The organism is Rubrivirga sp. SAORIC476 (assembly GCF_002283555.1).
Taxonomy (GTDB): Bacteria; Bacteroidota; Rhodothermia; order Rhodothermales; family Rubricoccaceae; genus Rubrivirga.
Window position 1 is genome coordinate 746,186 of sequence record NZ_MVOI01000003.1, and the last position, 25,456, is coordinate 771,641.

A 25,456-nucleotide genomic window follows, 5' to 3' on the forward strand; every position below is an offset into this window, starting at 1 on the left:
AAACGTCCTCGCGGGGTCGCCTGGTTGCACGGTCACGGTCCGGCGTCGCGCTCCATCGCCGAGGCTCGTGCCTCGCGCTTCCAGGCCGGCGCCGGCTCGGTCCGGCTCCTCCCTGCGCATGGACGTTCCGGTCGGGCCCTTACAGACTGATGCCGAAGAGCAGGAAGGAGCGCTCCGTCTCCGGATTGACGACGTACTGGCCGAACACGGGCAGCGCGAACTCGGTCGTGATCGGGACCTCCTTGGCTGCCGTCAGCGACAGCACGGTGATCGCGGCGTCATTGCTCGTGGCGTAGTAGCCCGAGCCCTGCGTGCCGTCCGCCGAGTCGAGCGCGAACACCGCGCCGACGGCCAGCCCGAGGTCGACGCCGCCCACGGCGAAGCCGTAGCCCGCCTCCAGGTACGTCGAGTAGTCGGGGTCGTTGTAGACGTTGGTCGCCAGCGTCAGCGAGAGCGGGACCGCCTCGCCCTGGTAGCTCACGAACGGCTCCAGCGTATGCCCGCCGCCGCCGTCGTCGAAGTTGAAGTAGTCCGAGGTGCTCTCAGTGCCGGGGTCGAGGCCGACGCCGGGGAAGTGGTAGTCGGTCACGCCGACCGTCACCGGGCCGACGGCGTAGCTCAGGTACAGGTCGAGTTCGTTGGCGTTGGCGTCCGTGATGCCGAACGAGCCCCAGGTGCCCGCGGAGAAGCCGCCCACGCCGACCTCGATGGAGGGCTGGACGGCCGCGGACTGGCCGAAGTCGAGCCCGCGCCAGACGTAGCGGCTGACGAGGTCGGCGCCGAGCGAGACCTCCGGCTGGGCGAGAACGCTAGGGACGCTCAGGACGAGCGCGAGGACAAGGATCGAGGGGTGCTTCATGAGGCCCAGGTAGGTGAGCACCTTATTTATTTCCCCCTTGTCCACCCAGTCAACCCATCACTCAAACTGAAAAGCGCTTCCGCCTAATTTATGTCGCCCGCATCTCCTGATTTGCCCCTCGCTGCCCGTGTGGCAGCCTTCGCCGCCCCTGCGGCCCTGTCCGTCACGCAGGATGTCGTCCGCGCCGTCCTGCCGGTGCTCACCGACCAGGCCGACCCGGGTCTCGTCGCCGAGGAGACGCTGACGCTGGTCGCGACCGTCACCGCCCGCGCCGCCGAGGTGGGGCTCCGCGAGCGGCCGGACGCGCTGGCCGCCGTCGGCCCGGCACTCGCCGAGTTGCCGTTCCTCTACCACGACTTCCTGCTGGGGGCCCAGGTGGTCGCCTCGGGGGCCGAGGGCGAGGTCGCGCCCGACCAGAGCGTCTACGCGCGCCTCGACCGCAAGGCGGCCTTCTACGGCATGCACCTCGCCCCTGGCCGCTTCCCCGGCCCGTCGCTCCTGCGCGAGAAGATGCCGCTCTGGATGGGCCGCATCTCGCCTCCCAAGCTGCCGACCTCGCCCGATGCGCGGCTGGCCGAGACCGGCCTCGTGGACGTGGTGGCCGCCCTCGCCCGCCTCGTCACGGCGTTCGCCCAGAAGGCGGCGCAGGAGGCGGACCCGGCCTGACCGCCCCCGCCTCGGGACCGAGGCGAGCGGGCTACGGCTCGAACCGGACCGCCGTCCCGTAGGCCATCATCTCGGCCATGCCCTGCCCCACCATGCTGGTCGTGAACCGGACGTTGATGACCGCCTCCCCGCCCACGTCGAGGGCGTCCTGCATCATGCGATCCAGCGCCTCGTCGCGCGCATCGCGGAGCATCTCGGTGTAGCCGCGGATCTCCCCGCCCACGAGGCTCTTGAACCCGGCCATGACGTCCCGACCGACGTGCTTGGCGCGCACGGTGTTGCCATAGACCACATCGAGGTGCTCGACGATCGTCTGACCGGGGATGTGGTCGGCGGAGGTGATGGGGACGAGAGGGCGCGACATGGCGGTATGGGTCAGCGAAGGGAGGAGATCTCGCCCGCGTCTACGGGACGGCCCTCGGCGGAGTGACGGTCGAAGAGAACGGCGCGCTCGGCCCCGAGCAGCGACACGTCCGCGCCGACGAAGCGCAACGCGGTCCCTTCGGGCAGGCCGACGACCGGCACGGCGGGGTTGGCTGCGACGAACTCGGCGAGCCGCTGGGCGCGCGTCTCGCCCTGATGGCCCGGCGGGTGCGCGTCGGTGTAGTGGGGATTGATCTGGAAGCCGATGAGACCGAGCGCGTCGAAAGAGGGCGGCTCCACGATGGGCATGTCGTTGGTCGTCCGAATGGTCGGCGCGGCGACGTTGGCCCCTGCGCTCCAGCCCACGTACGGCGCTCCGGCCCCCACCGTCTCTCGAATGGCCGCGACCAGCCCGAGGCGATGCATCTCGCGTAGCAGGTGGAACGTGTTGCCGCCACCGACGAGCACCGCCTCCGCCTCGGCGACCGCGCGGACGGGGTCGTCCGCGGTGTGGACGCCTTCGATCTCCAGCCCCAGCCCGTCGAGCCTCTCGCGGACGCGGCGGACGTACTCGTCATACGAGAACGTGACGGCGGCGTACGGCACGAACGCCACGCGCCGGGCGTCGCCGATGGCCTCGGCGATCCAGTCGCGGGCGTGGACAAGGTACGGATGACCGGGCGATGTCGAGTTGCTCAGGAGAAGCGCGCGCATGGGGACGGGAGCAAGGAAAGGGGCGACGGCGCCGGCTCGGCCACGCGGTTCACACGTCCACTTCGACGAGCAGGTCGTTCTTGGCGACAGCATCGCCCGGCGCGGCGTGGACGGCGGCGACGGTGCCTGCGGCGGGCGCGGTCAGCTCGTTCTCCATCTTCATCGCTTCCAGCACGACGACCCCCTGGCCTGCTTCGACCATGTCGCCGGGGGCCACCAGGACGCGCAGCACGAGGCCCGGCATCGGGGCATGGATCTCGCGGTCGGCCGCCGCGTCGCCCACGTCCAGGCCGAAGCGTTCGAGGAGCAGGTCGGCGTCGGTGCGGAGGTCGACCTCGATGGGGGCACCGTCGACCCAGACACGCGTGGCGGCGCCCTCGCGCTCGACGGTCACCACGCGTGGGCGGCCATCGACGACGAGGAGAACCGTCTCGGCGCGGTCGGACTGACGGAGCGGCGTGAGGCGGGCGTCGGCCGCGTCGCCATCGACGGTGACCGTGCCGTCGGCGCGGTCGATGGAGAGGGCGGTCTCGCCGGTGCGGGGGTGGAGGGCCATGGGGAAAGCTACGAGCACGGCGCGCTCGGCTCCGCCGCCCAGAGCGCCGCTGTCTCGGCGAGAGCGCGGAGGGTGTCGCTGCGAGCGCCAGACGCCTACCCCAGCGCCGACGCGACCCGGGCCGCGGTTTCCTCGAACGATCGGTACGTCAGTCCGAGGTCCCGAGCCGCCTTCGACCCATCGTAGCGGTAGGTCGCCGACGCGTTCTGGGCAGTCGCGCGGGTGAGTGCAGGCTCCGAGCGGAGGACCGCCGCCCCCACCTCGGCGAGCGCGCCCCCGAGGCGGAGCATCCAGGGCGCAGCGACCCGTCGCGGCGGAGACACCCCGGCCGCCTCGGCGAGCGCTCGGAGGATGTCGGCCCAGAGGAGGTTCTGGGCCGCCAGCACATACCGCTCGCCCGAGACGCCTGCCCGAGCGGCGAGGCGGAGGCCCGTCGCCACATCGGCCACGTCCACGACGGCGGTGCCGCCGGGCGGCGCCATCGGCACGCGCCCCGCAGCGACGCGCTCGGCCAGCGCGAACGTGCCCTCGCCCGAGCGCCCCGGCCCGAACACGAGCGCCGGGCAGACCGTCACCGCGTCCAGGCCCTCGGCCACGCCCCGCCGGACCTCCAGGGCGGCATCGCGCTTGCTGACCGCGTAGGCCGTGTTGGTGGGTGAGGACGTCCACTCCGCCGTCTCGTCCATGAGGCCCGTCGGGTGGAGCGCCCGCCCCAGCGCTGCGATGCTAGACGTGTGGACGAGTCGCTCGGCGCCCGCCATCAGCGCCGCGTTGACCACGTTCGCGGTCCCCCCCACGTTGACCCGCCGCATGGATCGCTCGGCCCGCCCGCCGAACGCCATCACCGCGGCGACGTGGTAGACCGTGCCGACGCCCGCCATCGCCTGGACCACCGCGTCCATGTCCGTCACGTCGCCCAGCGCGTGCTCGACCGCCCCGGCGGTGTCGCCGAGGAGGTCGAGGGACGAGGTGGGCCGCCGCAGGATGCGGACCGCCTCCCCCTCCCCCACCAGCTGGCGGACGAGCGCGGAGCCGACGAAGCCGGTGGCGCCGGTGACGAGGATCATGGCGTGGCGAGGGTGACTTCGCCCGCGACGACCTCGACCTCGCCCGCCTCGGTGGCGAGACGGAGGGCACCGCCAGGGGCGAGTCCCAGGACGCGCCCCTCGGCGACGATGCGCCCACTCGCCGGATCGCGCACGGCGACGCGCCCTCCCCTCCCTTCCATCCTCGCCTCGACGGCCGCGACGAGCGCGACGGGGTCTGCCTCGGCCTGCTCCAGCGCGTCCCCGAGGCGGGCGAGGAGGGGCTCCAGCGGCGCGAGGCGCGGCACCGGCTGGCCGGTCGCCAGCAGGAGTGACGTGGCGGTCGCGTCCAGCGGCGGCGCGAAGGCGTCCTGCGCGACGTTCAGCCCGACGCCCAGCAGCACGCGCGCCCGCCCGCCGGACCAGGTCGTTTCGGCGAGCACCCCCGCCAGCTTCCGCCCCCCCACCCGGACGTCGTTGGGCCACTTGATGCGCGCGTCGGCGCCGAAGGCGGCGGCCGTCTCGGCGACGGCCAGCCCGGCGGCGAGCGGGATCAGCCCGATGCGCTCGGCGGGAAGCGACGGGCGGAGGACGACGGTGAGCAGCAAGCTCTGGCCGGGCGCCGAAGCCCAGACGCGACCGTGCCGGCCGCGGCCACCGTGCTGGCGCTCGGCCACCACGACGGCACCGTGCGGGGCGCCTTCGGCGGCCCAGCGCGCGGCCTCATCCATCGTGGACGCCACCGAGGCGAGGTGCCGGATCGGCGTGCCGAGAGCCGTCGCAGTCACTCCCCCATCCGAACCGTCCACTCCGTGCGGACATGGGCGGCGCCCGACAGCGGCACGTCGGTTTGCGTGTCCGTGGCGAGGGTCCGGGGCGCCCAGCCGCCTGCGTGCGGCGCGAGGTCCACGCGGACCCGGCTGTCCTCATCGAACAGGACCGATCGCGTGTGGCGCTCCACCTCGATGGCGGCGACCCGGCCGCCGTCGGCCACAGCCGCCCACACGCGCCGGACGCCCAGTTCGCTGCCGGCGTCCGTCAGCACCGCCTCCACCAGACGGAAGCGCGCACCGCTGATGGTCGTGTCGCCGAGGAGCGTGCGCCGGTAGGCCTCGCCCGCGACCGGGTCGAGGTAGGGCGGGTCGTCGGAGAGAGCCTGGGCGATAGGGTCGCGGAGAGCCGGGGCCTCGTCGTCGCCTTCTGCCAGCGTGCCGGTACCCGAGCGCTCCACGGCGGTCCCGTCGGCGCGGCGCTGGAGGCTCACCGTCTCCCGGCCGATCGGACGTCCATCGGGCGCGAACTGGGTGACGACGAGGTCGGCGTCGTAGGCGGTCGAGTCGAGGTCGGCGAAGGCGTCGGCGACGGCGGAGGCGTCCACGAAGGCGAGCAGGCGGAGCGCTTCGGGGTCGCCGTCGAGGGCGCCGGGCGCCGGGTCGGCGCAGCCGACGAGGAGGAGGGCGAGGAGGAGCAGGCGCACGGGCAGGCGGGGGAGTCCGCTCAGAACCCGCCCCCCGGCGCAGGGTTGCAGGCCTCCGCTCCCCATCCGACATGCCCTTCGACTCCGAGCGCCGCGTCGCCGAGGCCGCCGCCCGCGCCGCCGCTGCCTTCATCCGCCCCCACGCCGGGAGGCTCTCTGCCGCCGACCTCCGCGCCAAAGGCGTCCACGACCTCGTCTCGTTCGTGGACGAGGGCTCGCAGCGGATCGTCCTCGACGCGCTCCGGGCCGCGTTCCCCGACGACGTACTGGTCGGCGAAGAGGGCGCCGACGGCAGCATCGACCTCGACACCGGCCGCGTCTGGATCGTGGACCCGCTGGACGGGACCACCAACTTCGCGCACGGCGTCGCGCCGTACGCCGTCTCCATCGGCCTGCGCGTCGAGGGCATCGGCCAGATGGGCGTGGTGCTGGACGTGGCGCACGACGAGCTGTTCTCGGCCGTCCGCGGCGAGGGGCTGACGGTCGACGGCGTGCCCACGACCGTGTCCGTCACCACCCGCCTCGACGACGCGCTGATCGCGACCGGCTTCCCGTTTCGCGACTTCCGCTACCTCGGCGGCTACCTGGAGGCCGCCGAAGCGCTGATGCGGAGCACCCGCGGCCTGCGCCGCCACGGCGCCGCGGCGGTCGACCTCGCGTGGACGGCCGCGGGCCGCTTCGACGGCTTCTTCGAGGCCGGGCTCGCCCCGTGGGACGTGGCGGCAGGTGTCGTGCTGGTAGAGGCTGCGGGCGGCGAGGTGACCGGCCTCTGGGACGGCGCCGACCCTGTGACGACGGGCGGCCTCGTCGCCGCCGCGCCTGGCATCGCCGACGCCCTCCGCGCCGCCACGGCCCCCCTTGGCCCTGCTTACCGCCGCACATGCATCGAACGAGAGAACATCTGAGCCGAACCTTTTGAAACGCGAGCACTTGGGCACAGATCGCCCCGGATGCCTTCAGCAGACCCGGTCCGGCGCCGATACCTCGGCCCCACCACTCAGCCCCATGTCTGCCCCGCGCCCGACCCTGCTCGTCGCCGACGACTATCCGGAGAACTGCAAGCTCTTCTCGATCTACCTCCGCAAGGACTACGAGGTGGTGACGGCGCTGTCAGCCGAGGCGGCGCTCGCCCGGATCCAGGAGGGAGGCATCGCGGCGGCGCTGCTGGACATCAACTACCAGGGAGGGATGTCGGGGCTGGACCTGGTCCGCCACCTCCGCGCCGACCCCGCGCTGGCGGCCCTGCCGACGCTCGCGCTGACGGCCCACGCGTCACCCGAGGACCGCCGGGCGTGCCTCGAAGCAGGCTTCGACGCGTACCTCTCGAAGCCCGTCCTGAAGGCCCAGATGCTGACGGCGGTGGAGGCGCTGCTGATGGAGGCGACGACCCCGGGCTCCTCGGGCTGAGCGAAGGCACCCCGCGAGAGGGTGTCGGCGGGGCGTAGCTTGACGGCCCCTCTGACTTCCCTCCCCCATGGCCGACTCCAACGGGCTCCTCGCCGGCAAGACCGGTGTCATCTCCGGCGCCCTCGACCCCAACTCCATCGCCTGGGCGCTCGCCGAGGCCGCCCACCGCGAGGGCGCCCGCTTCGTGCTCACCAACGCGCCCGTCGCAAAGCGCTTCGGGCAGATCGCCGAGCTGGCCGAGGCCACCGGCGGCAGCGAGATCCTCTACGCCGACGCCACCTCGGACGAGGACATGGACCGCCTCTTCGCCGAGTCGACCGAGATCCTGGGCGGGCCGCTCGACTTCGTGGTCCACTCCATCGGCATGGGCGTCAACGTCCGCAAGAACCGGGCGTACGAGGAGCTGAACTACGACTGGTACCAGAAGTCGCTCGACATCTCGGCCATCTCGCTGCACCGCATGGTGGCCGCCGCCCTCCGCGGCGACGCGCTCTCCGACGGCAGTTCCGTGCTCGCGATGAGCTACATCGGTGCCCAGCGCGTGTTCTCGGAGTACTCCGAGATGGGCGACGCGAAGGCGCTCCTGGAGTCGATCGTCCGCAGCTACGGCTACCGCCTCGGGCGCCGCGGCATCCGCATCAACGCGGTCTCGCAGAGCCCCACCCGGACGACCGCCGGCGGCGGCATCTCGGGCTTCGACGCCATGTTCGAGTTCGCCGAGAAGGTCGCCCCCCTCGGCAACGCCGACCAGGCCTCCTGCGCCGACTACTGCGTCACCCTGCTGAGCGACTACACGCGCATGGTGACCATGCAGACGCTCTACCACGACGGCGGCTTCTCGGCGATGGGCATCTCGGACGCGCTCGTCGAGGGCCTGACCGACATGAAGATCCGCGACGACGCGTAGACGGCTCGCCTCGACTCCCTCCGCCTCGGCACCGAGGCGGGCAGGAGGGCGACGCTCGCGCTCGACCTCCCCCCCTACCGTCACTCCCGCGCACGCGGCACTCCATAGGATGCAGTCCGCCCAGAACAGGCCCCGCATGGGTCCCGGCGTTCGCGGGAGTGACGGCGTTGAGTTGAGAAGCGCTCGGCGACGGACTGGACCTTCCTCGACATTGAGGCGACCATGAACGATCTCCCGGTCCTCTTCCTCCGGGACCTCTCGTCCATCCTCCTGGCATCGGTGTTCATCGGAACGGGGCTGCTCCATTTCCTCAAGCCGCGGATGTTCGAGGCCATCGTGCCGCCGTCGCTGCCCGCGCCGCGCGCCCTCGTCCTGATCTCCGGCGCCGCCGAGATCCTGGGCGGCCTCGGCCTGCTGGTCCCCGCGGTGCGCCCGTGGGCCGGGTGGGGGCTCGTCGCGCTCCTCGTGGCCGTCTTCCCCGCGAACCTGTACATGGCGCGGGAGTCCGAGCGCTTCCGGCGGCTCGCGCCGCGCTGGCTGCTGCTGGCCCGGCTGCCGCTCCAACTCGTCCTCATCGCCTGGGTGCTCTGGGCCAGCCGACCGTGACTCGCCTCTCCGCCCTCGCCGCCGTCCTCCTCCTCGTCGGCTGCGGCGGCGGGCCAGCAGAGAACGACGGCGTCGACGCGCCCGCGCCCCAGCCCGGCGTCGACGTGCGCGACGTGCGGGCCGAGGTGCTGCTCAACCCGGAGACGCGCCAGATCGGCGTCACGGCGTCGCTCGACATCGCCTACCCGGACACGATGCGGACGCTCGTGCTGGGACTGGACGATGCCCTGGAGGTCCTCACGGTCCGCGTCGACGGCGAGGCGGTCCTGTTCTGGCGCGAGGGCGACGCCCTCGACGTGCCCGTCGCCGGGGTGTCGTCGCCGTCACTCGTGGAGGTCGTCTACCGCGGCATCCCCGCCGCCGGGCTCTACGCCGACGAGGGCGCCGGGCAGACGGTCGTCTACACCGACGGCTGGCCGGACCGCACGGCGGGCTGGCTCCCGGCCGTCCAGCACCCCTCCGACCCCGCCCGCCTCGACCTCACCGTGGTCGTGCCCGAGGCGGTCGAGGTCATGGCCTCCGGCCGCGCCGTCGGCGACTCGCTCGCGGGCGGCCAACGCCACGCTCGCTTCGTACTCGACGAAGACGCGCCGCCCTACACGTGGGCCTTCGCCGCCGGCGACTTCACCGTCACCGAGCAGGACGGGATCGTGCCCATCCGCCACGCCCTCCTCGCCGCCGACGCCGGGCTCGCGAGCCGCCTGTCGCGGACGCCCGCCATCCTCGCCACGCTCGCCGAGGTACTCGGGCCGTACCCGTACGCCTCTTATGCGACTGTCCAGGTGCCGATGGCCTACGCCGGGATGGAAAACGCCGCGGCCCCCTTCCTCCGCGCCGAACTCTACAGCACCGACGCGGAGGGCCGAAACCCCATCGAGGAGGTCAACACCCACGAGATCGTCCACCAGTGGTGGGGCAACGCCGTCGTCCCGGCCGACTGGCGGGACCTGTGGCTCAGCGAGGGCGCGGCGACGTACCTGACCACGGAGGTCTACCAGCGCCTCGACGGCCTGGAAGCCGGGCGCCGCTTCCGGACGCTCATGTCGCGCGAGATCTCGCCCGAGGACGCCGCCCGCCGCCTCGTGCCGACGACCTACGCCGACCCCGCCGACGTCCTCTCCCCGACCGTCTACCAGAAGGGCGGCGCGGTCTTCCACCTGCTCCGCCTCACCCTCGGCGATGCCGTCTTCTTCGGCGCCCTCCGCCAGATCCAGGCCGACTTCGCCGACCGGCCGCTCTCGACCGACGCGTTCCAGCAAGCGCTGGAGGCCGCCTCCGGGCGCGATCTCCAGAGGCTGTTCGACGTCTGGGTCCACGGCGAGGGCCTGCCGACGCTCCGCACCCGCTGGGACCGCGACACGCGCACGCTCAGCTGGTCTGTCGAAGGCGACCGCGGCACCCTGGACGGCGTCCCGTTCGAGGTCTACGTCCGCCAGGGCGACCAGGCGTGGTTCGTTCCCGCCACCGACGGCGTGTTCACGCCCCCTGGCGACGGCCGCCCCACCGTGGAGGCGTCGGGCGTGTTGCTGACCGTCGAGCGGTGACCCCGATGAGGGGAGGATCGCGCGCGGCCCGTCACGTCGAGGCCCTGAGCCGTGCGGTCGGGTGGACGCTCCTTCAGGGGGTCGTTTATGTGACGGTGTTCGAGGCTGCCAAGGCGGTCTGGGGCGCCGTAGAGGGATGGAATGGAGATGTCGGACGAGGCCTCCTCTGGCAGGTCGGGTTCTGGCTGTGGGTCGGCCTGTCGTTCGTGGCCAATGCGGTCCTCGCTCGCGAGCGCGTTCGACAGGTGCCTCGGAGGCGACTCGCGGTCTGGCTCACGGCGCTGTTCGGGATCGGACTCTGTACCCTGCCGAGCCTCGCATCGACTCCGCTGGCCGTCGGGCTCATCTGGTGCTGCGCGGCCGTGTCCGTCGGCGTGCGTGAAGGGCTCGGCCGGCTCGCCCGACGGTAGGAGATGTGCAATCCTGGCGGACACGACACGCGGCGCCCCACCACGCGCCCAGGTCGGGGCATCTTCGCTGACCGCTGACCGCTGACCGCTGACCGCTGACCGCTGACCATCCCATGATCCGTCTCTTCCTCGCCGACATCGACGGCTGTCTCAGCGAACCCTACGTGCCGTTCGACCTGGACGGCTTCCGGCGGCTTCGTGACTGGGGCCTTCGCGCCGAAACCGACGACCGGGTCCCCCGCCTCGGTCTGTGCTCCGGGCGGAGCTACGCCTACGTCGAGGCCATGGCCCAGGCGCTGGGCCTCCGCGCGCCCGCCCTGTTCGAGAGCGGCGGCGGCCGGTTCGACCTCGCCGACGCCCGCATCACCTGGAACCCGGCCCTCACGCCCGGCACCGAGGCCGCGCTCGACCATTGCCGCGCGTTCATGCTGGAGCACATCGTCCACCGCTCCCCGACGGTTTCGTTCGACTACGGCAAGCGCACCCAGTCGGGCATCGTGAGCCCGGTCGTGGGCGAGTGCGAGACCTTCCTGCCCGAGATCGAGGCCTTCGTCTCGGACGCCGGGCTGGACCTGACCGCCTACCACACGCCCTACTCCGTGGACGTGGTGCCGCACGACCTGACGAAGGTTCTCGCCCTGGAGTGGGTCGCCCGTGAGGAGGGCCTGTCGATGGCCGAGGTGGCCTTCATCGGCGACACCAACGGCGACGCGCCCGCCATCGCCGCGGCAGGCCTCGGCTTCGCCCCGGCCAACGGCGCAGAGACCGCCCACGCGGCGGCCGACGTGGTCACCGAAGCGGCCGTGCTCGGCGGCGTGCTCGAGGCCTACCGCGCCTGCCTCGCCCACAACGGCGTCGCGGAATAAGCACCGCGCTCGTCACGTTTGCGAGACCCTGCGCCCGATCATGGGCGATCCGCGCGCCGTTCGTGTGGAGGATGCGGCCCCGTCGCCGATACCTTGGGCCCGCCCCGCCGACCGCCATGCCCCGCCTCGCCGCCCTCGTCCTGCTCGCCCTCGCCGCGCCCGTCTGGGCGCAGGCTTCCTCGGAGGCGATGGCCGTCGCCACGCCACAGGCCGAGGACCGGACCGCCTCCTCGGGCGTGTTCGACGCCGAGACGGCCCCGGCCTACTACGTGACGCGGCGCGGCGTCCCGATGCGCTCCGCGCCCTGGGCCTCGGCTCCCCTCCTCACGACGCTGCGCACCCGCGAGGGCGTCCGCGTGCTCGACTCCTCCACCGACCCGTCCGCCCCGACCCCGGCCGACCCGTGGTGGCTCGTTCAGTATGGCGACCAGCGCGGCTACGTCCAGGCGTCGGCGCTCTCGAACGTCTGGATCCGCATCGACAAGAGCGACCGGACGACCTACGTCTACCGCGGCGCCGAGCTGCTCTACGAGTACCCGTCCGACGTCTCGGTGAGCCCCGAGGACAAGGTCCGCCGATCGGGCCAGGAGGAGCTCGACCACTACCGGATGCCCGAAGGCACCTTCTTCGTGACGCGCCTCAACGATGCGTCGAGCTACTACCGGGCGTTCGTGCTGAGCTATCCCGGCCCGACGCACGCGCTGCGCGGCGTCCAGGAGGGCATCATCACGCAGGCGCAGTACCAGACCATCCTCCGGGCGGACCAGCAAGGCCTGGAGCCGCCCATGAACACGCCGCTGGGCGGGCTGATCGAGATCCACGGCCACGGGTCGGGCCGCCAGCGGGCGTGGACGCGCGGCTGCGTCGCCCTCCGGAACGTCCACATGGACGAGCTGTGGGGGATCGTGCAGGTGGGCACGCCCGTCGTGATCGAGCCGTAGCCCCGTCGGGGTCTCGCACGTCGGGACCGAGGCGGACAGGGCCGCGCGGGGCAGGCGCCTCCGCAACACCGGTCGGGCGGCGGACGTACCCCGGGGACACGATCCGTTCCCCTTCATGTCCGCTCTCCGCACCGCCGCGACCGGCCTCGCCCTGCTCCTGCTGGCGCTCGTCGGCGCGAGCCCCTCGGCCCAGCCCTCCACGGCCGCGCTCGCGCTCGACGCCCCCCTCGGCGACGGCCCCGTCTACCGCGTCGAGATCGACGGGATGATCGACAACGCGCTCGCGGCCTACGTCCTGCGCGCCCTCTCCGATGCTGAGGCCGACTCGGCGTCGGTCGTCATCTTCCAGATCGACACGTTCGGCGGGCTGCTCGACGCGGCCGACGAGATCCGCAAGGCCATCCTGTCGTCGCCGGTGCCGACCGTGGCCGTGATCGACCGCAACGCGGCCTCGGCGGGGGCGCTGATCGCCTACGCCAACGACAAGATCGTGATGGTGCCCGGGGCCTCGATGGGCGCGGCGACGGCCGTCAACCAGACCGGCGAATACGCGCCCGAGAAGATCCAGAGCTACACGCGCGGCCTGATGCGCGCCACTGCAGAGGCCACCGGCCGCGACCCCCAGATCGCCGAGGCGATGGTGGACGAGACCATCGACATCCCCGGCGTCAGCCCCGAGGGGACGCTGCTGACGGTGTCCACCGACGAGGCCCTCCGCCTCGGCATCGCCGACGCCGCCCTCCCGTCCGCCGACGCCGTGGTCGCGGCGCTGGGGGCGGCCGAGAACCCGCAGGAGGACCACGCGGCGACGCGCGCCGAGCAGGTGCTCCGCTTCCTCGGCTCGCCCGTGCTGGCGTCGCTGCTGCTCATGATGATGATGGGCGGGCTCTACTTCGAGATCCAGACGCCCGGCGTCGGGTTCGCGGGCGCGGTCGCGCTGGTGGGCGCGGCGCTCTTCTTCGCGCCTCACTACCTGCTCGGGCTGGTCGAGAGCTGGGAGATCGCGCTGTTCGCAGTCGGCGTGGGGTTGTTGCTGGTGGAGGTGTTCGTGACGCCGGGCTTCGGCGTGTTCGGCATCGGCGGCCTCGTGCTCGTGCTGGGCGCGCTGCTGGTGGCACTCATACCCAACGTCGGCTTCGACTTCCCGAGCGACGGCGAGATCGCCCGCGCCACGACCACGCTCGCGGCCGCCCTCGTCCTGCTGGTCCTGTTCACGGTGTCGCTCAGCAAGGTGCTGCCCCGGTCGGAACGGCTGAACCGACTCGTGCTGGTCCCTGACCTCTCCGCCGCTTCGGGATACACCTCGGCCGACACCGCCGAGGACCTCGTCGGGCAGACGGGCCTGGCGCTGACCGGCCTCCGCCCGTCGGGCACGGCCGAGATCGACGGCCGCCGCGTGGACGTGGTGTCCGAGGGTCCGTTCGTGGACGCGGGCGCCTCCGTCGAGGTCGTCCGGTCGCGCGGCGCCGTCGTCGTGGTTCGCGCGGTATCGTAGGGCACGCGCCCGCACCCCATGGAACTCCTCGTCCCCATCGCCCTGATCCTGGTCGGCCTCGCCCTCGTGGCCGTCGAGGTGACCGTCGTGCCCGGCTTCAACGTGGTCGGCGTGATGGGCGTGCTGGGAGCCGCGGTGGGCGTGGTGGTGGCATTCGCCGAGTTCGGCCCGGTGGGCGGCGTCGGCACGCTGGCGGCGACGCTGCTGGCCGCGGGCGGCATGGCGTACCTGCTTTACGACAGCGGCGCCTGGGACCGGTTCGTGCTGTCGGACAGCCTCCGCCGCGACGCCGACGAGGACGCGGTGGAGGTCGAGTCGCGGTCGCGCCTGCTCGGCAAAACCGGCACCGCGGTGACGCCGCTGCGCCCCGGTGGCGTGGCCGACCTCGGAGGCGAGCGCGTCGAGGTGGAAACGGAGGGTGCCTTCGTGGCCGCAGGCAGTGCCGTCCGCGTGGTCGCCCTCAACCGCCAGCGCGTGCTGGTGCGCATGGAGGAGGGGTAGGACCTCGCCGACGCACGCCGCGACGCGAGGCACGGGAGGACCCGCCTCAGCATCGGGGGCGGCACGGGTCGGCCACGTACGCTTGCAGGACCACACACAGCGAGGACCGCATCCGGACCCAGCCAGTCCTGCGCTTCTTAGCTTGCCTCTCTCCCCCCACCGCACCCGCCCGCATGCGCCCGCTCCTCGCCCTCGCCGCCGTCGCCCTGCTCTCCGCCTGCGCCGAGCCCGGCCCGCCCGCGACGCCGCCCGACGGCTGGGTCGAGGCCAGCCCGACGCGCTGGTACCTGCCCGGCACCGACACCACGGCCGCCTTCCGCGACCTCTCGACGCTGGAGGCCATGGGCGTCGCCCGCGACGAGACCGAGTTCGTCCGCTGGGTACAGGAGAAGATGACCGACCTCTACCGGACCGGCCCCGAGACCGTCGACTCGGTGTTCGCCGCCGACTACCTCGACGAGGTCCGCGCGGGCGTTCCGTCGGGCGACGGCTACGGCGAGGCAGCCGACGCGCTCGTCAACCGCATCAAGACCGACATCTTCCAGCGCTACAACGCCTCGCGCTACGCCCCGCAGGAGGAGCCGCTCGTCATCCCAGACAGCCTCGCCGACGTGTCGGGCCGTATCGACGTGCAGGTCTACGTCGACGTCGACAACCAGCCGGTCGCGATCCGCCTCGTGGAGGGCACCGGGACGGCGCTCGACCAGATGTTCATGCGCCGCGCCCTCGGCGCCACGTTCACCGACGCGTGGGTCCGCGAGACGGCGGGCCGCTCGGCGGGCACCGAGATCCCGAGCTGGGTCCACATTTCGAGCGACTTCGGCGCCGGTCGGTAGGCTCGCAGACACAGAAACGGCGACCGGTCGGTCCGTCCGCCTCGGTGTGGGAGCGGACCTCCTCGTCTGACGCCTCATCGCCATGACCCTCGACGTCCTCCCCGGCCGCCTCGCCGTCTGCCGCCTCGCCCCCGACGCGCCGCTGGCGCCGTGGATGGGCGAGGGCGTCGTGAGCAGCCTCAGCCGGACCACCGCCGAGCTGTCGGTGGTCTGCGCGGAGGCGTCCGTGCCGGAGGGCGTCCGCGTCGAGGCCGGGTGGCGGGCACTCGCGCTGCGCGGCCCCATCGACTTCGCGCTGACGGGCGTGCTCGTCCGCATCCTCCAGCCGCTCGCCGAGGCGGACGTGGGCATCTTCGCGCTCTCGACCTACGATACCGACCTCGTGCTCGTCAAAGAGGTCCAACTGGCGGATGCCGTCGCCGCGCTCCGCGACGCAGGCCTGGACGTGGTCGGCTAGCGACGCAGGCGGATCGGGTCGGGGATGGCCTCCAGCCAGCCCGCGTCGAGGACGCCCCAGAACCCGATGGCGATGGCCTCGGCAGCGTCGTGGCGGAGGGGGCCCTTGGGGCGCGGGGCGCCGCTCCATTCGATGACGGCGCGGGCGAGCCCGTCGGCCGCGGCCTTGGCATCGGTGCCGTGGCGTTGCTCGCGCGGGAGCAGGAGCTTCTTGCGCCAGACGTGCGCGTCGATGCGGATGGCGTCGCGCCCGGCGCGCTCGGCGGCGCGCAGCCAGAGGTCCGCGATGTCGCCGCCGCCCTCCAGCACGACGCGCTCGGCGTCCCGGTGGTCGGCCAGCAGCGAGCCCGCGGCGCGCTTCAGGCGAGCCTTCGAGCCGAGGTTCTGGGAGCGGTACGACACGAGCCGCCCGTCGCGGCCGTAGAGCGCGAAGCCGGTGCGGAGGCCGAGGTCGACGGCGAGGAGCATGAGGGAAGGGCGACGGAGTGCAGGTAGAGCGCGGAGCGTGGGCGGTTCCGCGCGGCCGATTTCGCCGGCTCTCGCTGGCACCGCCCCACGAGCCGCCCCACCTTGCTCCCACCGTGCTCTCGCGGCGCCAGCCGCCCTCCCCGCTACGCAGGCCCCTCCTCTTCCCATCGTGCCCCGTCCGCTCCTCCTCGCCCTCCTGGCCACGGCCGTGCTCGTGTGGCTCTACGGCGCCATGGACACCGTCGCCTACGCCGACACTGGGGTGCAGTACTACGTCCCGATGGCCGAGGCGTCGCCGGGGCTGGACCTGACGCAGAACCAGCCGTACGTCTTCCGCTGGCTCGGCCCGTGGCTGGTCGGCCTGCTGCCCGTCGACCCGGTGCTCGGCTTCACGCTGCTGGCGGTCCTCGGCGCCCTCGCCCTCGCCGGGCTCGCCTACGCCGTCTTCCGCGCCGACGGCCGGAGCCCTGAGGCGTCCGCCCTAACGGCCGTGCTGCTGGCGATGAACCCGTACCTGTTCGGGTTCAACGTGTTCAACATGGTCCAGCTGGACGACGTGATCGCGCAGCTCGCGCTGGGGGTCGGGCTGCTGCTGCTGTGGACGCGCCGGTACGTCGCCCTCGGCGCGCTGATGGCCGTGGCCGTGCTGGCGCGCGAGCCCGCCATCCTGATGCTGCCCGTGGCCGCCGTCTGGCTGTGGGAGCACGGGCGGCTCCGGGCCGACGGCTGGCGCGTCGCGCTGGCGTTCGTGCCGCTGGTGTTGCTGTTCGCCGTGCCGCGGCTGCTGCTGTCGGGCCAGGAGGGCGCGCACCTCGTGCAGACGTTCCTCAACGCGAGCGGCAAGGCGGCCGACCCGGCGACGTGGGCGCGGCTGCTCGTCAACGCCTGGGTGCCGGTCGTGGCGCTGCTCGCCGTCTGGCCGCGCGAGACGCTCGCCTGGGCGCGCGGGCACCTCCACCTCGTCGCCCTGTTCGGGCTGACGCTGGCGAGCGCCTTCTTCGGGGGCGACCAGGAGCGGCTGATGCAGCCCGCCATCTGGGCCGTCTACCCGGCCGTCGCCCTCGTGCTCGACCGGCACTGGACGCGCCGCCCCGTCGCCGTCGGCCTGCTGCTGGCCACAGGAGCACTGACGAGCCTCCACCACATCACGGCGCGCTTCCCCCTCCCCGACCGCCGCCTGACGGCCGTCCTCGCCGCCGTCGCGCTGGCCGTCGCCCTCGCCACAGCGGTGTGGGTTCGGGCACAGGGCTCCACCGAGCGAACCCTGAACCCCTAGCGGTCAGGCCGGCGCAGCCGACCCCGAACTCACCCCAGCAGCACGCCCGCGATGGTGGCCGTCATCAGGTTGGCGAGCGTCCCGGCCAGGACCGCGCGCAGGCCGAGGCTGGCGATCTCGCCGGTCCGCTCCGGTGCCAGCGGCCCGATGCCGCCGATCTGGATGCCGATCGACGACAGGTTGGCGAAGCCGCACAGCGCGAACGTCGCCATGATGACGGTCTTCGGATCGAGGCTGCCCGCCGCGATGGCGTCGGCGAGCTGGCTGTAGGCGACGAACTCGTTGGCGATCACCTTCGTCCCGATGAGCCCGCCGAAGGCCGTGATGTCGACCGTCGGCACGCCGATCAGCCACGCGACGGGCGCCAGGACCACGCCCAGGATGCTCTCCAGCGTCATCGTGTAGCCGAAGATCCCGGCCGACCAGTCCAGGATGCCGTTGATCATGGCGATGAGCGCCAGGAACGCGATCAGCATCGCGCCGATGTTGAGCGCCAGCTGGAGGCCGTCGGCCGCGCCCGTGGCGGCGGCGTCGATGACGTTCTTCGGCCCTGCGTCGGCGAGGTCCTCCACGGCCGCCTCGGTGGCTAGGTCGGAGGCCGTGGACGGCTGCGTGGCCTCGCCCGCGTCCGCCTCGGCCTGCACGAGCGACGCGTCGACGGGGCGCGTCTCGGGGATCAGGATCTTGGCGAGCACGAGGGCCGCCGGGGCGGCCATCACGCTGGCACCCAGCAGTTGCTCGGCGAAGAGCTGCTGGCCGGCCTCGACGGCGATCCCGGCGACGCTCGCGTAGCGCTCGCCCAGGAAGGCGACGTAGCTGGCCAGCACGCCGCCCGCGATCGTCGCCATGCCGCCCGTCATCACGGCCATCAGCTCGCTGCGCGACAGGGTCTTGATGTAGGGCTTGATGACGAGCGGCGCCTCCGTCTGCCCGACGAAGATGTTGGCGCTCACCGACAGCGACTCCGGCCCGGAGGTCCCCAGCGCGCGCTGCACGACCCAGGCCACGCCCTGCACGATCCGCTGCATGATGCCCAGGTAGTACAGGATCGACATCATCGCCGCGAACACGATGACCGTCGGCAGGACGTAGGCGAAGAAGAAGAAGCCCAGCGAGCCGTCGGCGCCCGGCGACAGCGCCAGCGTCCCGAACACGAACGTCGACCCCGCCTCGACGGCCGAGAGGAACGCCACGAACAGCCCCGCGATGGCCGCGAAGGCCACCTTCGGCCACCCGAACGGCGAGAACGTCTCGGCCAGCACGTCGCCCTTCAGGAAGAGGATGGCGAAGACGAGTTGGAGCGCGACGCCCGCGCCGACCGTCCGCCAGTTGATGCGGCGGCGGTCGGAGGAGAGCGCGAAGGCGATGGCGAGGATGCCGACGAGGCCGAGGAGGCCGCGGCCGATCGAGACGAAGTCCATGCGGGCGGGGGAGCGAAACCGCGAAGATACCGGGTGCGGAACCGGATGCCCGCCTCCGCCTCGGCGCGTCCGCGGAGGACCCGAGGCGGGGCACGTGCGGCGGCATGGCCGGGCCTTTCCACCGACCGACCCGCATGCGGACGGCTACTCTTCCTGCTCGTCCCGTCGGCGCCCCGCTCTCGCATGCCCCGTCTCCTCCCGCTCGTCGCGCTGGTGCTCGCCGCGCCCGCCCTCGCCCAGCCCGCCGACGGGCCGCTGACGCCGTTCGCGTCGGACAGCGCGCTCACCGACTACGTCCGCGCGTTCACGGAGCAGTGGCAGCAGCCGGCGAGGCCCCGGCCGATCCCCACGGACGCGGTACCTGCCTCGGCCCAGACCGGATGCGATCACCAGGGCGAGCCGCCAGCGGCCATCGTCTCGGGCCGCGTGCTGGATGGCGACACGGGCGACCCCTTGATTGGCGCCAACGTCCTGCTACGAGCACCGCTGCCGTGCGGGGCCGCCACGAACCTGGAAGGGGCGTTTCGCCTCCATCTCGACGCCGACGCGGTCACCGACAGCACGGTCACGCTCCAGGTCAGCTACGCCGGATACTCGTCCGCCGAGGTGCAGGTCGAGGTGAGCCCCGGCGACTCGGCGGCCGTTGAGGTTTCCCTGACCGGGGCCGCGCTCGGCGAAGTCGTCGTCGCGAGCGTCCAGGCTGGTGTCGTATCCGGCCTGGCCAACGAGTCCGTGACCAACACGCAGACGGAGGGGGTGGACGAGGGCGGCATCGTCAAGCTCCACGGCGGCCACCTCGTGATCCTGCGGCGCGGCCGCCTCTTCACGGTCGCCATCGGCGACGGCGCGCTCGACCCGGTCGACGTAGCCGACGCGTCTGGGCCGGAGTTGGACCCGGAGGCCACGTGGTACGACGAACTTCTGATCGTCGGCGAGACGGTGGTCGTCGTGGGCTACAGCTACCAGCGCGCGGGCACCGAGTTGGTCCTGTTCGACCTCGGCACCGACGGCCGCCTGAGCTACCGCTCCACGTATCACCTGCGCTCGAACGACTACTACTCGTCCGAGAACTACGCCAGCCGCGTGGTCGACGGGCGCCTCGTGTTCTACACGCCGCTCCGCCTCCCCTGGACGCTCGCCGAGGCGGGGGCGGACGGGTTCCTCCCCGCCCTCCGCCGCTGGGCGGGCGACGCCCAGGGCCGCTTCGAGCCCATCGCCTCGGCGACCTCGGTGTACCGGCCGGCGCGCGAGCTTCGCCGATGGGGTGGCGCCCTCCACACGGTCACCTCGTGTGCCATCGCCGACGGAGAGATGGACTGCACCGCGACGGCCGTGCTCGGCGCCTTCGGCCACACCTTCTACGTCTCCGGAACGGCCGTCTACGTCTGGCTCTCGGGCTGGGCGCCGACGGACGGCGCGGAGGCGGTACTGTACCGCCTGCCCCTGGACGGCGGGCCGCCCTCGGCCCTCGGCGTCCAGGGCGGCCCCATCGACCAGTTCTCGTTCCTCGAAGCCGACGACATGCTCCAGGTGGTGTCGACGGACTGGGGCGGCGGGCAGTGGATGTGGCGCTCGGAGGTGTCCCGCCAGGACCTCGCGCTCCTCCAGATCCCGCTCGACGCGTTCGGGGACGGCGCGTCCGACGCACCCGAGGCCTGGTACCACCACCTCCCCGTTCCGGCTGGCGGTGTGGACGTCAACCGGTTCGTGGGCGATCACCTTCTCTACGGATCGTCCCGCGCCACTGCGAACGAAGGCCGCGTCCAGGCCGTCGCCTGGACCCGTCCCCAGACCGCGTGGACGATCCCCACAGGCCACGCCACCGAGCGGATCGAGGTGTTGGGGCGGCACGCGATCGTCGTCGGGAGTGACCGCGGCGACCTCCGGTTCTCGTCCATCCAGCTGGGAGACCGGGCGCGACGGGCCGGTGCCTACCGGATGGCGAACGCCGCACAGGGCGAGACGCGGAGCCACGGCTTCTTCTACCGGCCGAGCGGCGACCAGGCGGGGACGCTCGGACTGCCGGTCCGGCGCCGCGGCGGCCGGTATGCGTCGCTCCGCGACGGCTCCGCGTCGGTGGTCTACCTCCGCAACGACGCCCTCCAGCTGCGCCGCCTCGGCGACCTCGATGCCTCCCCCGAGCCGGTGGACGACCACTGCGTCGCGTCGTGCGTGGACTGGTACGGCAACGCGCGCCCGCTCTTCGTCGGCGACCGCGTGTTCGCGCTGCTGGGCTACGAGATCGTGGAGGGGCGGGTCTGGGGCGGCCGGATTCAGGAGGTCGGCCGGGTGAGCTTCGCGCCGACGCGGGCCGCGCTCCGCCGCTGACCTCGCCCGCCTCGGCCCGTCCGCGGTGGACCCGAGGCGCGGTATCGTCGGGCACTCCACGCCTGGTGCCATGCCTTCCATCGAGCACGCCGCCCTCTGGACCTCCGACCTCGACCGGTCGAGCGCCTTCTATGCTCGCGTCTTCGGCGGCGAGGCCGGGCCGCGCTACCACAACCCGGCGAAGCGCTTCACCTCGATCTTCCTCACATTCGCCTCGGGCGCCCGCCTGGAGTTGATGCACCGGCCCGACGTGACCCGCGCGCTCTTCGACGGCCCGGAGCCGCTCGGCTACGCCCACCTCGCCTTCTCGGTCGGCTCGGAGGCCGAGGTGGACGCCCTCACGGACCGCCTCCGCGCCGAGGGCGTCCCGGTGGTCGGCGAGCCGCGGCGGACCGGCGACGGCTACTACGAGAGCGTCGTGCTGGACCCCGACGGCAACCGGGTCGAGATCACGGTGTAATCTGCCCGCTCCTCTCTCCCGCCGATGCCGCCCCCGTTCCTTCTCCGCCTCGCGTTCTGGATCGGCGTGGCCGGGCTCGTGGCGAGCCTTGGCGTCCACCTGGCGGCGGTCCTCGGCGCCCCCGTGCCTGGCGTGGCGATGGCGCTCCACGTGGGCGTGTTCGCGGCCTTCCTGCCAGTCGTGTTCGGGATGAAAGACTGGGTCGAGAGGCGAGGCGACGACCTGTCCGATTTCCGGAGCCAGTGGGGCATCCAGAAGGCGCTGTTCGGGCTCGTCCCCGGCTGGCAGAAGGTGGCGCTGGGGGTCCTGTTCGCCTACGCGACCGTCAACTTCCTGATCGGCTTCGCGGGAGCCATGAACGACTCCAGCGCCGGAGTCGACGTGCGGATGTTCTCGGGGCACTGGATGGTGTTCTACGCAGTGAGCGCCGTGTTCGCTCGCGTGCTGCTGGGCCTCCGGCAGGCGGAGGCGTCAGCTGGAGCGCGGACGACAGGACCCGCCCGCTGATGCCGCCCGCGTGGGTCTTCGCCATCCACGGCTTCGACGGCAGCGACGTCGAGGTGGACGGCGTCCGGGTGTTCGAGCACGGGTGGCGGGCGACCGGGGAGACGGCCGAGATCCGGGACCCGCTCTGGGGACAGGCCCTGCGCTTCCCGGTCTACGAAATCGTGGCGGGCGACCGGCGGGTCGTCTTCGCTGCGGGCGAGTTTTCGAACACCGTGTGGGGCTTCTTCCTGCCCTCGGGCCGCGCCGCGCCCTGACGGTCGGTTCGTGTGATGACGGGAGAGAGGAGAACGGGTTCACCCCTATCGTCTCGTGTCGGCTTTCCTCTTCCCCTGCCCGCCCGCCCATGTCTGCTCCTCTGTCTCTCCGCGTCGCCCTCGTGCTCGTCTGCGCGTTCGGCCTCTCGTCCTGCTCGGGCGCCGGCGCGGACGCGCTCCGTGACATCGCCGCCGCCGTGGAGGGCGCCAGCCGCAGCGAGGTCGGCAACGCCGTGCCGGGCGAGTTGCGGGTCGAGAACGATTCCGAGGTGGCCGTCTGCAGCCTCCTCCTGACCGACTTCGACGAGCCCGAGGCCGAGGGCGTCGAGTTGCTCCCCGACGGGGAACGGCTGGCCCCCGCGGCGTCGCGCATCTTCCCGCAGGGCGAGCACCCGCTCATGGACGACCACAACCTCGTGGTCACGGCGGAAGGCTGCGACGGCGAGGTCTTCGACAGCTACGCGTTCACCTTCATCGGTCACGGCGGCGCGTACAGCATCCGGCACCAGGTCTCCTCGTAGGCGCCACCCGCCCGAGATCCTGCACTCTGTCCCTATGGCCACGCTCCCCATCCCGCAGCCCCAGCCGGTCCCCGGCTCCTCGGTCTCGCTGGTCGCCTTCTACTTCCCGGGGCCCAGCCGACACCACCCCGGGGAGCGCCAGGATGCGTACGGGCGGTGGACGCCCTGGGACGAGGCATGCCAGGCGCCCTTCCTGGGCAACTTCTGGCCGTGCACGCTCACGATCCAGCCGCCGGGCAAGCCCGCGGGCACCTTCCAGACGGCGGAGGCGGCGTTCCAGGCGACCAAGTGGTGGGACGACGACGCGGTCCGCCACCGGTTCGAGGCGGCGAAGACCGGGGACGAGGCCTACAGCATCAAGAGCGGCCTCTCCGGCGCCGACCCGTCCTATGCCGGGTTCTCGCGGCCCGGTCCGCACATCCCGCCGTACGACGAGGCCCGCGAGGGGGCGATGTGGGCGGTGCTCTCGGCCAAGTTCGCGGCCCCGGACTTCGAGGCGGGGCTGCTGGCGACGGGCGACGCGTACCTCCTGGAGCACAACGAGAGCGCCACGCGAGATCGGTACTGGAGCGATGGACGGGACGGCGGTGGCAAGAACCGCCTCGGCCTCCAGCTGATGGCGCTCCGCGCGACGCTGGGCGGGTCGGGCGTGCCCGCCGGGGCGCCGGCGCTGGCAGACCTCGCTGCGACGGCCGAGACCCTCTGACTGGGTCGGTCGGCCTCGGCACCGAGGCGGGCAGAGTTACAGCAGGCGCCCGGCGCGGAGGGAGCGCTCCAGCCACGTCCGCTTCTTGTCGAGCTCGACCACGCTCGCGTCGGCCTGGGCCTGGCCGCGGACCTGCTGCTTCCAGGCGGCGTGCACCTGGCGGACCGACACGTCGGCGGCGTAGCTGAGCTCCTTGGCCAGCTCGGCGCAGGCCAGCCGGAGCTCGCGCTCGCGCGCCGCCATGTCGATGGCGACCGGCTTCGACGCGGGCGCCTCGGGCGCGCGGTGGAACTGGGCCGAGGACCGGTAGCCGGGCATCTGCTCCAGCGAGAGCGTCGTCGCGTTGCCCTGGCGGACCGACTTCAACTCCCAGACCGACACCTCGGTCGGCTCCGTCTCCGGCCCCTCGCCGCCGCCGGTCCCCTGCTTGCTCTTTTTGGTACCCAGCTTCTCCTCGGCCGCGATCCAGCGGAGCGTCTCGGCGACGCCCGAGTCCTCGGCGGCGTAGAGGTCGCAGGTGTTGGCCGCCTCGGGCCACTGCGGCACGTAGCGCATCCCCCGGAAGACCTGCTGCATCGTCTTGCCGACGGCCCGCACGAGGTCGGCCTTGACCAGCACGGAGATGGGCTTGATGTCGGTGCCCTCCCCGATCATGTCGACCTGCACCATCACGTCAATCTCGCCCTCGCGATACGCATTCAGGAGCGCGAGCCGCTCGCCCGCGGCCACGTCCTGCCCGATGCGCGCCGAGCGCACGTCGGGGTACTGGCGGCGAACGAACTCCAGGATGGAGGCCGCGTGGGCGTTGCTCATCGCGATGACGAGCATCTGGTGGTCGCGGTAGCCCGCCCAGCCGCCGGAGCGCGCCATCTGGCGGGCCAGCGCGCCGCGCTTCTGCGCGAACCGCTCGAAGGCCGGGCCGAGCAACGTCTGGAGGTAGACCTCGTGGAAGCGGAGCTTGCGCCGGGCGAGGTAGGCGTCCACGTCCCGGCTGGCCTCGGGGTCGTCGCGGAGGGCGGCGAGCGACACCTCCACCTCCTCACCCGTGTCCGTCCGGATCATGCGGACGGCGTAGTCCACGACGTGGGCGTCGACGCGCTTCAGGATGCCGCCCTCGGCGTGCGCCTCGCGCATGCCGACCTCGTGGAGCGCGTCGTAGTACTCGAAGCCCTCCGAGTCGACCGTGACGGGCACGCCGAAGAGCGACTTGCTGTCGCCCCGCATCGGGGTGCCCGAGAGCGACACCGAGGCGGCGTGGGGGAACTTCTGGATGGCCTGCGCCCACGTCCCGTCGTCGGCCAGGTGGTGGACCTCGTCGAACACGAAGAGCGCCTTGTGGCGCTTGCAGTACTCGACCAGCGCCTCATTGCCGCGCTCGCCGGAAGCATACTGGTAGGTGGTCACCACGACCTCGGTGTCGAGGTTCTTGAGGAAGACCCGGTCCGAGTCGGCCGCGCAGAAGGAAACGGCCTCGGCGCCGAGCCAGTGGAAGACCTGCGCCAGTTCGTCGGCGTCGGCGTACTGGTCGCGGAGGTTGCCGCGGGGGACGAACACGACGAGCCGGTCGGCGATGCCCAGCGCGCGCGCGACGACGTAGCTCGCGAGCGCCGTGATGGTCTTGCCGTAGCCGGGCACGAACACGCCGAGCGCGTTCCGCTCGGTGCCGCGCAGCAGCTCCGCCCAGCGCTCCAGGAAGATCCGCTGGCCCTCCCGCAGCGCGAACCCGTCCCGCAGGCGGATGCCGGGCAGGGCGACGCCGAGAGGGGCGTCCGCGGGGAGCGGGCGGGCGGGAGAGGACACGGGCGATCTGCGGGGGGCAGCAAACCTAGCCCCGCCTCGTGCCCACGGTCTGTCGCCCCGCGCGAATCCGGGAGGGATCACGCCCG

The 25,456-nt window shown here is 72.6% G+C and carries 30 protein-coding genes; 20 read left to right on the forward strand and 10 right to left on the reverse strand.

Annotation, left to right across the window (positions count from 1 at the left end; translation table 11 throughout):
• Positions 1–139 precede the first annotated feature (139 nt).
• Positions 140–904: a hypothetical protein gene (locus B1759_RS05045; protein ID WP_143537268.1), complete on the reverse strand. Its 765-nt coding sequence runs from the start codon at positions 902–904 to the stop codon at positions 140–142.
• Between the two features lie 66 nt (positions 905–970).
• On the opposite strand from B1759_RS05045, the gene B1759_RS05050 reads away from it, so the two are divergent.
• On the forward strand, positions 971–1,525 hold the full coding sequence (locus B1759_RS05050; RefSeq protein ID WP_143537269.1) for a hypothetical protein: 555 nt from the start codon (positions 971–973) through the stop codon (positions 1,523–1,525).
• Between the two features lie 31 nt (positions 1,526–1,556).
• On the opposite strand, the gene B1759_RS05055 is transcribed toward B1759_RS05050, so the two are convergent.
• The 6 genes from B1759_RS05055 to B1759_RS05080 all read right to left on the reverse strand — a co-directional run bounded on the left by B1759_RS05055 (position 1,557) and on the right by B1759_RS05080 (position 5,660).
• Positions 1,557–1,889, reverse strand: a complete 333-nt coding sequence (locus B1759_RS05055) for a YbjQ family protein (protein ID WP_095513942.1) — start codon at positions 1,887–1,889, stop codon at positions 1,557–1,559.
• A gap of 11 nt (positions 1,890–1,900) precedes the next feature.
• Positions 1,901–2,602 carry a dipeptidase PepE gene (gene pepE, locus B1759_RS05060; RefSeq protein WP_095513943.1) on the reverse strand — a complete coding sequence of 234 codons (702 nt, stop codon included), beginning with the start codon at positions 2,600–2,602 and terminating at the stop codon, positions 1,901–1,903.
• 49 nt (positions 2,603–2,651) lie between these two features.
• Entirely contained in the window at positions 2,652–3,158 is a 507-nt protein-coding gene (locus tag B1759_RS20435) for a biotin/lipoyl-containing protein (RefSeq protein ID WP_095513944.1), read from the reverse strand.
• Between the two features lie 95 nt (positions 3,159–3,253).
• Positions 3,254–4,225, reverse strand: a complete 972-nt coding sequence (locus B1759_RS05070) for an NAD-dependent epimerase/dehydratase family protein (protein ID WP_095513945.1) — start codon at positions 4,223–4,225, stop codon at positions 3,254–3,256.
• Positions 4,222–4,971 carry a biotin--[acetyl-CoA-carboxylase] ligase gene (locus tag B1759_RS05075; protein ID WP_095513946.1) on the reverse strand — a complete coding sequence of 250 codons (750 nt, stop codon included), beginning with the start codon at positions 4,969–4,971 and terminating at the stop codon, positions 4,222–4,224. The genes B1759_RS05070 and B1759_RS05075 overlap by 4 nt, the downstream gene beginning before the upstream one ends.
• On the reverse strand, positions 4,968–5,660 hold the full coding sequence (locus B1759_RS05080; RefSeq protein ID WP_095513947.1) for a hypothetical protein: 693 nt from the start codon (positions 5,658–5,660) through the stop codon (positions 4,968–4,970). Before B1759_RS05080 ends, B1759_RS05075 begins: the two co-directional genes overlap by 4 nt.
• Positions 5,661–5,731: 71 nt before the next feature.
• Between B1759_RS05080 and B1759_RS05085 the strand changes: the two genes are divergently transcribed.
• The 12 genes from B1759_RS05085 (at position 5,732) to B1759_RS05140 (ending at position 15,630) form a co-directional block, all read left to right on the forward strand.
• Positions 5,732–6,565 (forward strand): inositol monophosphatase family protein, encoded by an 834-nt coding sequence (locus B1759_RS05085; protein ID WP_095513948.1) that lies wholly within the window; start codon positions 5,732–5,734, stop codon positions 6,563–6,565.
• A 100-nt stretch (positions 6,566–6,665) separates the two neighbouring features.
• Positions 6,666–7,067 carry a response regulator gene (locus B1759_RS05090; protein WP_095513949.1) on the forward strand — a complete coding sequence of 134 codons (402 nt, stop codon included), beginning with the start codon at positions 6,666–6,668 and terminating at the stop codon, positions 7,065–7,067.
• 67 nt (positions 7,068–7,134) lie between these two features.
• On the forward strand, positions 7,135–7,974 hold the full coding sequence (locus B1759_RS05095) for an enoyl-ACP reductase (protein WP_095513950.1): 840 nt from the start codon (positions 7,135–7,137) through the stop codon (positions 7,972–7,974).
• Between the two features lie 222 nt (positions 7,975–8,196).
• Positions 8,197–8,580 (forward strand): DoxX family protein, encoded by a 384-nt coding sequence (locus B1759_RS05100; protein WP_095513951.1) that lies wholly within the window; start codon positions 8,197–8,199, stop codon positions 8,578–8,580.
• Complete coding sequence (locus B1759_RS05105) at positions 8,577–10,124, forward strand: M1 family aminopeptidase (RefSeq protein WP_095513952.1); 1,548 nt, start codon at positions 8,577–8,579, stop codon at positions 10,122–10,124. Before B1759_RS05100 ends, B1759_RS05105 begins: the two co-directional genes overlap by 4 nt.
• A gap of 5 nt (positions 10,125–10,129) precedes the next feature.
• Positions 10,130–10,534: a hypothetical protein gene (locus B1759_RS05110; protein WP_143537270.1), complete on the forward strand. Its 405-nt coding sequence runs from the start codon at positions 10,130–10,132 to the stop codon at positions 10,532–10,534.
• Between the two features lie 113 nt (positions 10,535–10,647).
• Entirely contained in the window at positions 10,648–11,400 is a 753-nt protein-coding gene (locus tag B1759_RS05115) for an HAD family hydrolase (protein ID WP_095513954.1), read from the forward strand.
• A 116-nt stretch (positions 11,401–11,516) separates the two neighbouring features.
• Entirely contained in the window at positions 11,517–12,341 is an 825-nt protein-coding gene (locus B1759_RS05120) for a L,D-transpeptidase family protein (RefSeq protein ID WP_158225127.1), read from the forward strand.
• A gap of 115 nt (positions 12,342–12,456) precedes the next feature.
• Entirely contained in the window at positions 12,457–13,836 is a 1,380-nt protein-coding gene (locus B1759_RS05125) for a nodulation protein NfeD (RefSeq protein ID WP_095513956.1), read from the forward strand.
• Positions 13,837–13,854: 18 nt separating this feature from the next.
• The gene (locus B1759_RS05130; RefSeq protein ID WP_095513957.1) at positions 13,855–14,337 is read left to right on the forward strand and encodes an NfeD family protein; all 483 of its coding nucleotides are present in this window, start codon (positions 13,855–13,857) and stop codon (positions 14,335–14,337) included.
• 173 nt (positions 14,338–14,510) lie between these two features.
• Positions 14,511–15,173, forward strand: coding sequence for a hypothetical protein (locus tag B1759_RS05135; RefSeq protein WP_095513958.1), 663 nt, complete (start codon positions 14,511–14,513; stop codon positions 15,171–15,173).
• 82 nt (positions 15,174–15,255) lie between these two features.
• A complete protein-coding gene (locus tag B1759_RS05140; RefSeq protein WP_233134387.1) occupies positions 15,256–15,630 on the forward strand; it encodes an ACT domain-containing protein in 375 nt (124 codons plus the stop codon).
• Here B1759_RS05140 and B1759_RS05145 read toward each other — a convergent pair.
• Positions 15,627–16,097, reverse strand: coding sequence for a hypothetical protein (locus B1759_RS05145; RefSeq protein ID WP_095513960.1), 471 nt, complete (start codon positions 16,095–16,097; stop codon positions 15,627–15,629). The two genes, B1759_RS05140 and B1759_RS05145, sit on opposite strands and share 4 nt — an antisense overlap.
• Positions 16,098–16,266: 169 nt before the next feature.
• On the opposite strand from B1759_RS05145, the gene B1759_RS05150 reads away from it, so the two are divergent.
• The gene (locus B1759_RS05150; protein ID WP_095513961.1) at positions 16,267–17,373 is read left to right on the forward strand and encodes a hypothetical protein; all 1,107 of its coding nucleotides are present in this window, start codon (positions 16,267–16,269) and stop codon (positions 17,371–17,373) included.
• 29 nt (positions 17,374–17,402) lie between these two features.
• On the opposite strand, the gene B1759_RS05155 is transcribed toward B1759_RS05150, so the two are convergent.
• Positions 17,403–18,794 (reverse strand): NupC/NupG family nucleoside CNT transporter, encoded by a 1,392-nt coding sequence (locus B1759_RS05155; protein WP_095513962.1) that lies wholly within the window; start codon positions 18,792–18,794, stop codon positions 17,403–17,405.
• A 183-nt stretch (positions 18,795–18,977) separates the two neighbouring features.
• Between B1759_RS05155 and B1759_RS05160 the strand changes: the two genes are divergently transcribed.
• The 6 genes from B1759_RS05160 to B1759_RS05185 all read left to right on the forward strand — a co-directional run bounded on the left by B1759_RS05160 (position 18,978) and on the right by B1759_RS05185 (position 23,570).
• Complete coding sequence (locus B1759_RS05160) at positions 18,978–21,122, forward strand: beta-propeller domain-containing protein (RefSeq protein WP_158225128.1); 2,145 nt, start codon at positions 18,978–18,980, stop codon at positions 21,120–21,122.
• Between the two features lie 70 nt (positions 21,123–21,192).
• Complete coding sequence (locus B1759_RS05165; protein ID WP_095513964.1) at positions 21,193–21,582, forward strand: VOC family protein; 390 nt, start codon at positions 21,193–21,195, stop codon at positions 21,580–21,582.
• A 24-nt stretch (positions 21,583–21,606) separates the two neighbouring features.
• The gene (locus B1759_RS05170) at positions 21,607–22,089 is read left to right on the forward strand and encodes a hypothetical protein (protein ID WP_095513965.1); all 483 of its coding nucleotides are present in this window, start codon (positions 21,607–21,609) and stop codon (positions 22,087–22,089) included.
• Complete coding sequence (locus B1759_RS05175; protein ID WP_095513966.1) at positions 22,089–22,343, forward strand: hypothetical protein; 255 nt, start codon at positions 22,089–22,091, stop codon at positions 22,341–22,343. The genes B1759_RS05170 and B1759_RS05175 overlap by 1 nt, the downstream gene beginning before the upstream one ends.
• Positions 22,344–22,432: 89 nt before the next feature.
• Positions 22,433–22,864 carry a hypothetical protein gene (locus B1759_RS05180; protein ID WP_095513967.1) on the forward strand — a complete coding sequence of 144 codons (432 nt, stop codon included), beginning with the start codon at positions 22,433–22,435 and terminating at the stop codon, positions 22,862–22,864.
• A 34-nt stretch (positions 22,865–22,898) separates the two neighbouring features.
• Positions 22,899–23,570 carry an NADAR family protein gene (locus B1759_RS05185; RefSeq protein WP_095513968.1) on the forward strand — a complete coding sequence of 224 codons (672 nt, stop codon included), beginning with the start codon at positions 22,899–22,901 and terminating at the stop codon, positions 23,568–23,570.
• Positions 23,571–23,606: 36 nt separating this feature from the next.
• Here the strand turns inward: B1759_RS05185 and B1759_RS05190 are convergent, their stop codons facing one another.
• Positions 23,607–25,370 carry a DEAD/DEAH box helicase gene (locus B1759_RS05190; RefSeq protein WP_198948754.1) on the reverse strand — a complete coding sequence of 588 codons (1,764 nt, stop codon included), beginning with the start codon at positions 25,368–25,370 and terminating at the stop codon, positions 23,607–23,609.
• Positions 25,371–25,456 lie beyond the last annotated feature (86 nt).

Coding starts and splice junctions, on each gene's coding strand:
- B1759_RS05085 (WP_095513948.1), top strand. CDS start 5,732: ATGCCCTTCGACTCCGAGCGCCGCGTCGCCGAGGCCGCCGCCCGCGCC.
- B1759_RS05130 (WP_095513957.1), top strand. CDS start 13,855: ATGGAACTCCTCGTCCCCATCGCCCTGATCCTGGTCGGCCTCGCCCTC.
- B1759_RS05095 (WP_095513950.1), top strand. CDS start 7,135: ATGGCCGACTCCAACGGGCTCCTCGCCGGCAAGACCGGTGTCATCTCC.
- B1759_RS05175 (WP_095513966.1), top strand. CDS start 22,089: ATGCCGCCCGCGTGGGTCTTCGCCATCCACGGCTTCGACGGCAGCGAC.
- B1759_RS05115 (WP_095513954.1), top strand. CDS start 10,648: ATGATCCGTCTCTTCCTCGCCGACATCGACGGCTGTCTCAGCGAACCC.
- B1759_RS20435 (WP_095513944.1), bottom strand. CDS start 3,158: ATGGCCCTCCACCCCCGCACCGGCGAGACCGCCCTCTCCATCGACCGC.
- B1759_RS05140 (WP_233134387.1), top strand. CDS start 15,256: ATGACCCTCGACGTCCTCCCCGGCCGCCTCGCCGTCTGCCGCCTCGCC.
- B1759_RS05155 (WP_095513962.1), bottom strand. CDS start 18,794: ATGGACTTCGTCTCGATCGGCCGCGGCCTCCTCGGCCTCGTCGGCATC.
- B1759_RS05160 (WP_158225128.1), top strand. CDS start 18,978: ATGCCCCGTCTCCTCCCGCTCGTCGCGCTGGTGCTCGCCGCGCCCGCC.
- B1759_RS05090 (WP_095513949.1), top strand. CDS start 6,666: ATGTCTGCCCCGCGCCCGACCCTGCTCGTCGCCGACGACTATCCGGAG.
- B1759_RS05170 (WP_095513965.1), top strand. CDS start 21,607: ATGCCGCCCCCGTTCCTTCTCCGCCTCGCGTTCTGGATCGGCGTGGCC.
- B1759_RS05120 (WP_158225127.1), top strand. CDS start 11,517: ATGCCCCGCCTCGCCGCCCTCGTCCTGCTCGCCCTCGCCGCGCCCGTC.
- B1759_RS05145 (WP_095513960.1), bottom strand. CDS start 16,097: ATGCTCCTCGCCGTCGACCTCGGCCTCCGCACCGGCTTCGCGCTCTAC.
- B1759_RS05100 (WP_095513951.1), top strand. CDS start 8,197: ATGAACGATCTCCCGGTCCTCTTCCTCCGGGACCTCTCGTCCATCCTC.
- B1759_RS05185 (WP_095513968.1), top strand. CDS start 22,899: ATGGCCACGCTCCCCATCCCGCAGCCCCAGCCGGTCCCCGGCTCCTCG.
- B1759_RS05165 (WP_095513964.1), top strand. CDS start 21,193: ATGCCTTCCATCGAGCACGCCGCCCTCTGGACCTCCGACCTCGACCGG.
- B1759_RS05135 (WP_095513958.1), top strand. CDS start 14,511: ATGCGCCCGCTCCTCGCCCTCGCCGCCGTCGCCCTGCTCTCCGCCTGC.
- B1759_RS05110 (WP_143537270.1), top strand. CDS start 10,130: ATGAGGGGAGGATCGCGCGCGGCCCGTCACGTCGAGGCCCTGAGCCGT.
- pepE (WP_095513943.1), bottom strand. CDS start 2,602: ATGCGCGCGCTTCTCCTGAGCAACTCGACATCGCCCGGTCATCCGTAC.
- B1759_RS05125 (WP_095513956.1), top strand. CDS start 12,457: ATGTCCGCTCTCCGCACCGCCGCGACCGGCCTCGCCCTGCTCCTGCTG.
- B1759_RS05055 (WP_095513942.1), bottom strand. CDS start 1,889: ATGTCGCGCCCTCTCGTCCCCATCACCTCCGCCGACCACATCCCCGGT.
- B1759_RS05180 (WP_095513967.1), top strand. CDS start 22,433: ATGTCTGCTCCTCTGTCTCTCCGCGTCGCCCTCGTGCTCGTCTGCGCG.
- B1759_RS05070 (WP_095513945.1), bottom strand. CDS start 4,225: ATGATCCTCGTCACCGGCGCCACCGGCTTCGTCGGCTCCGCGCTCGTC.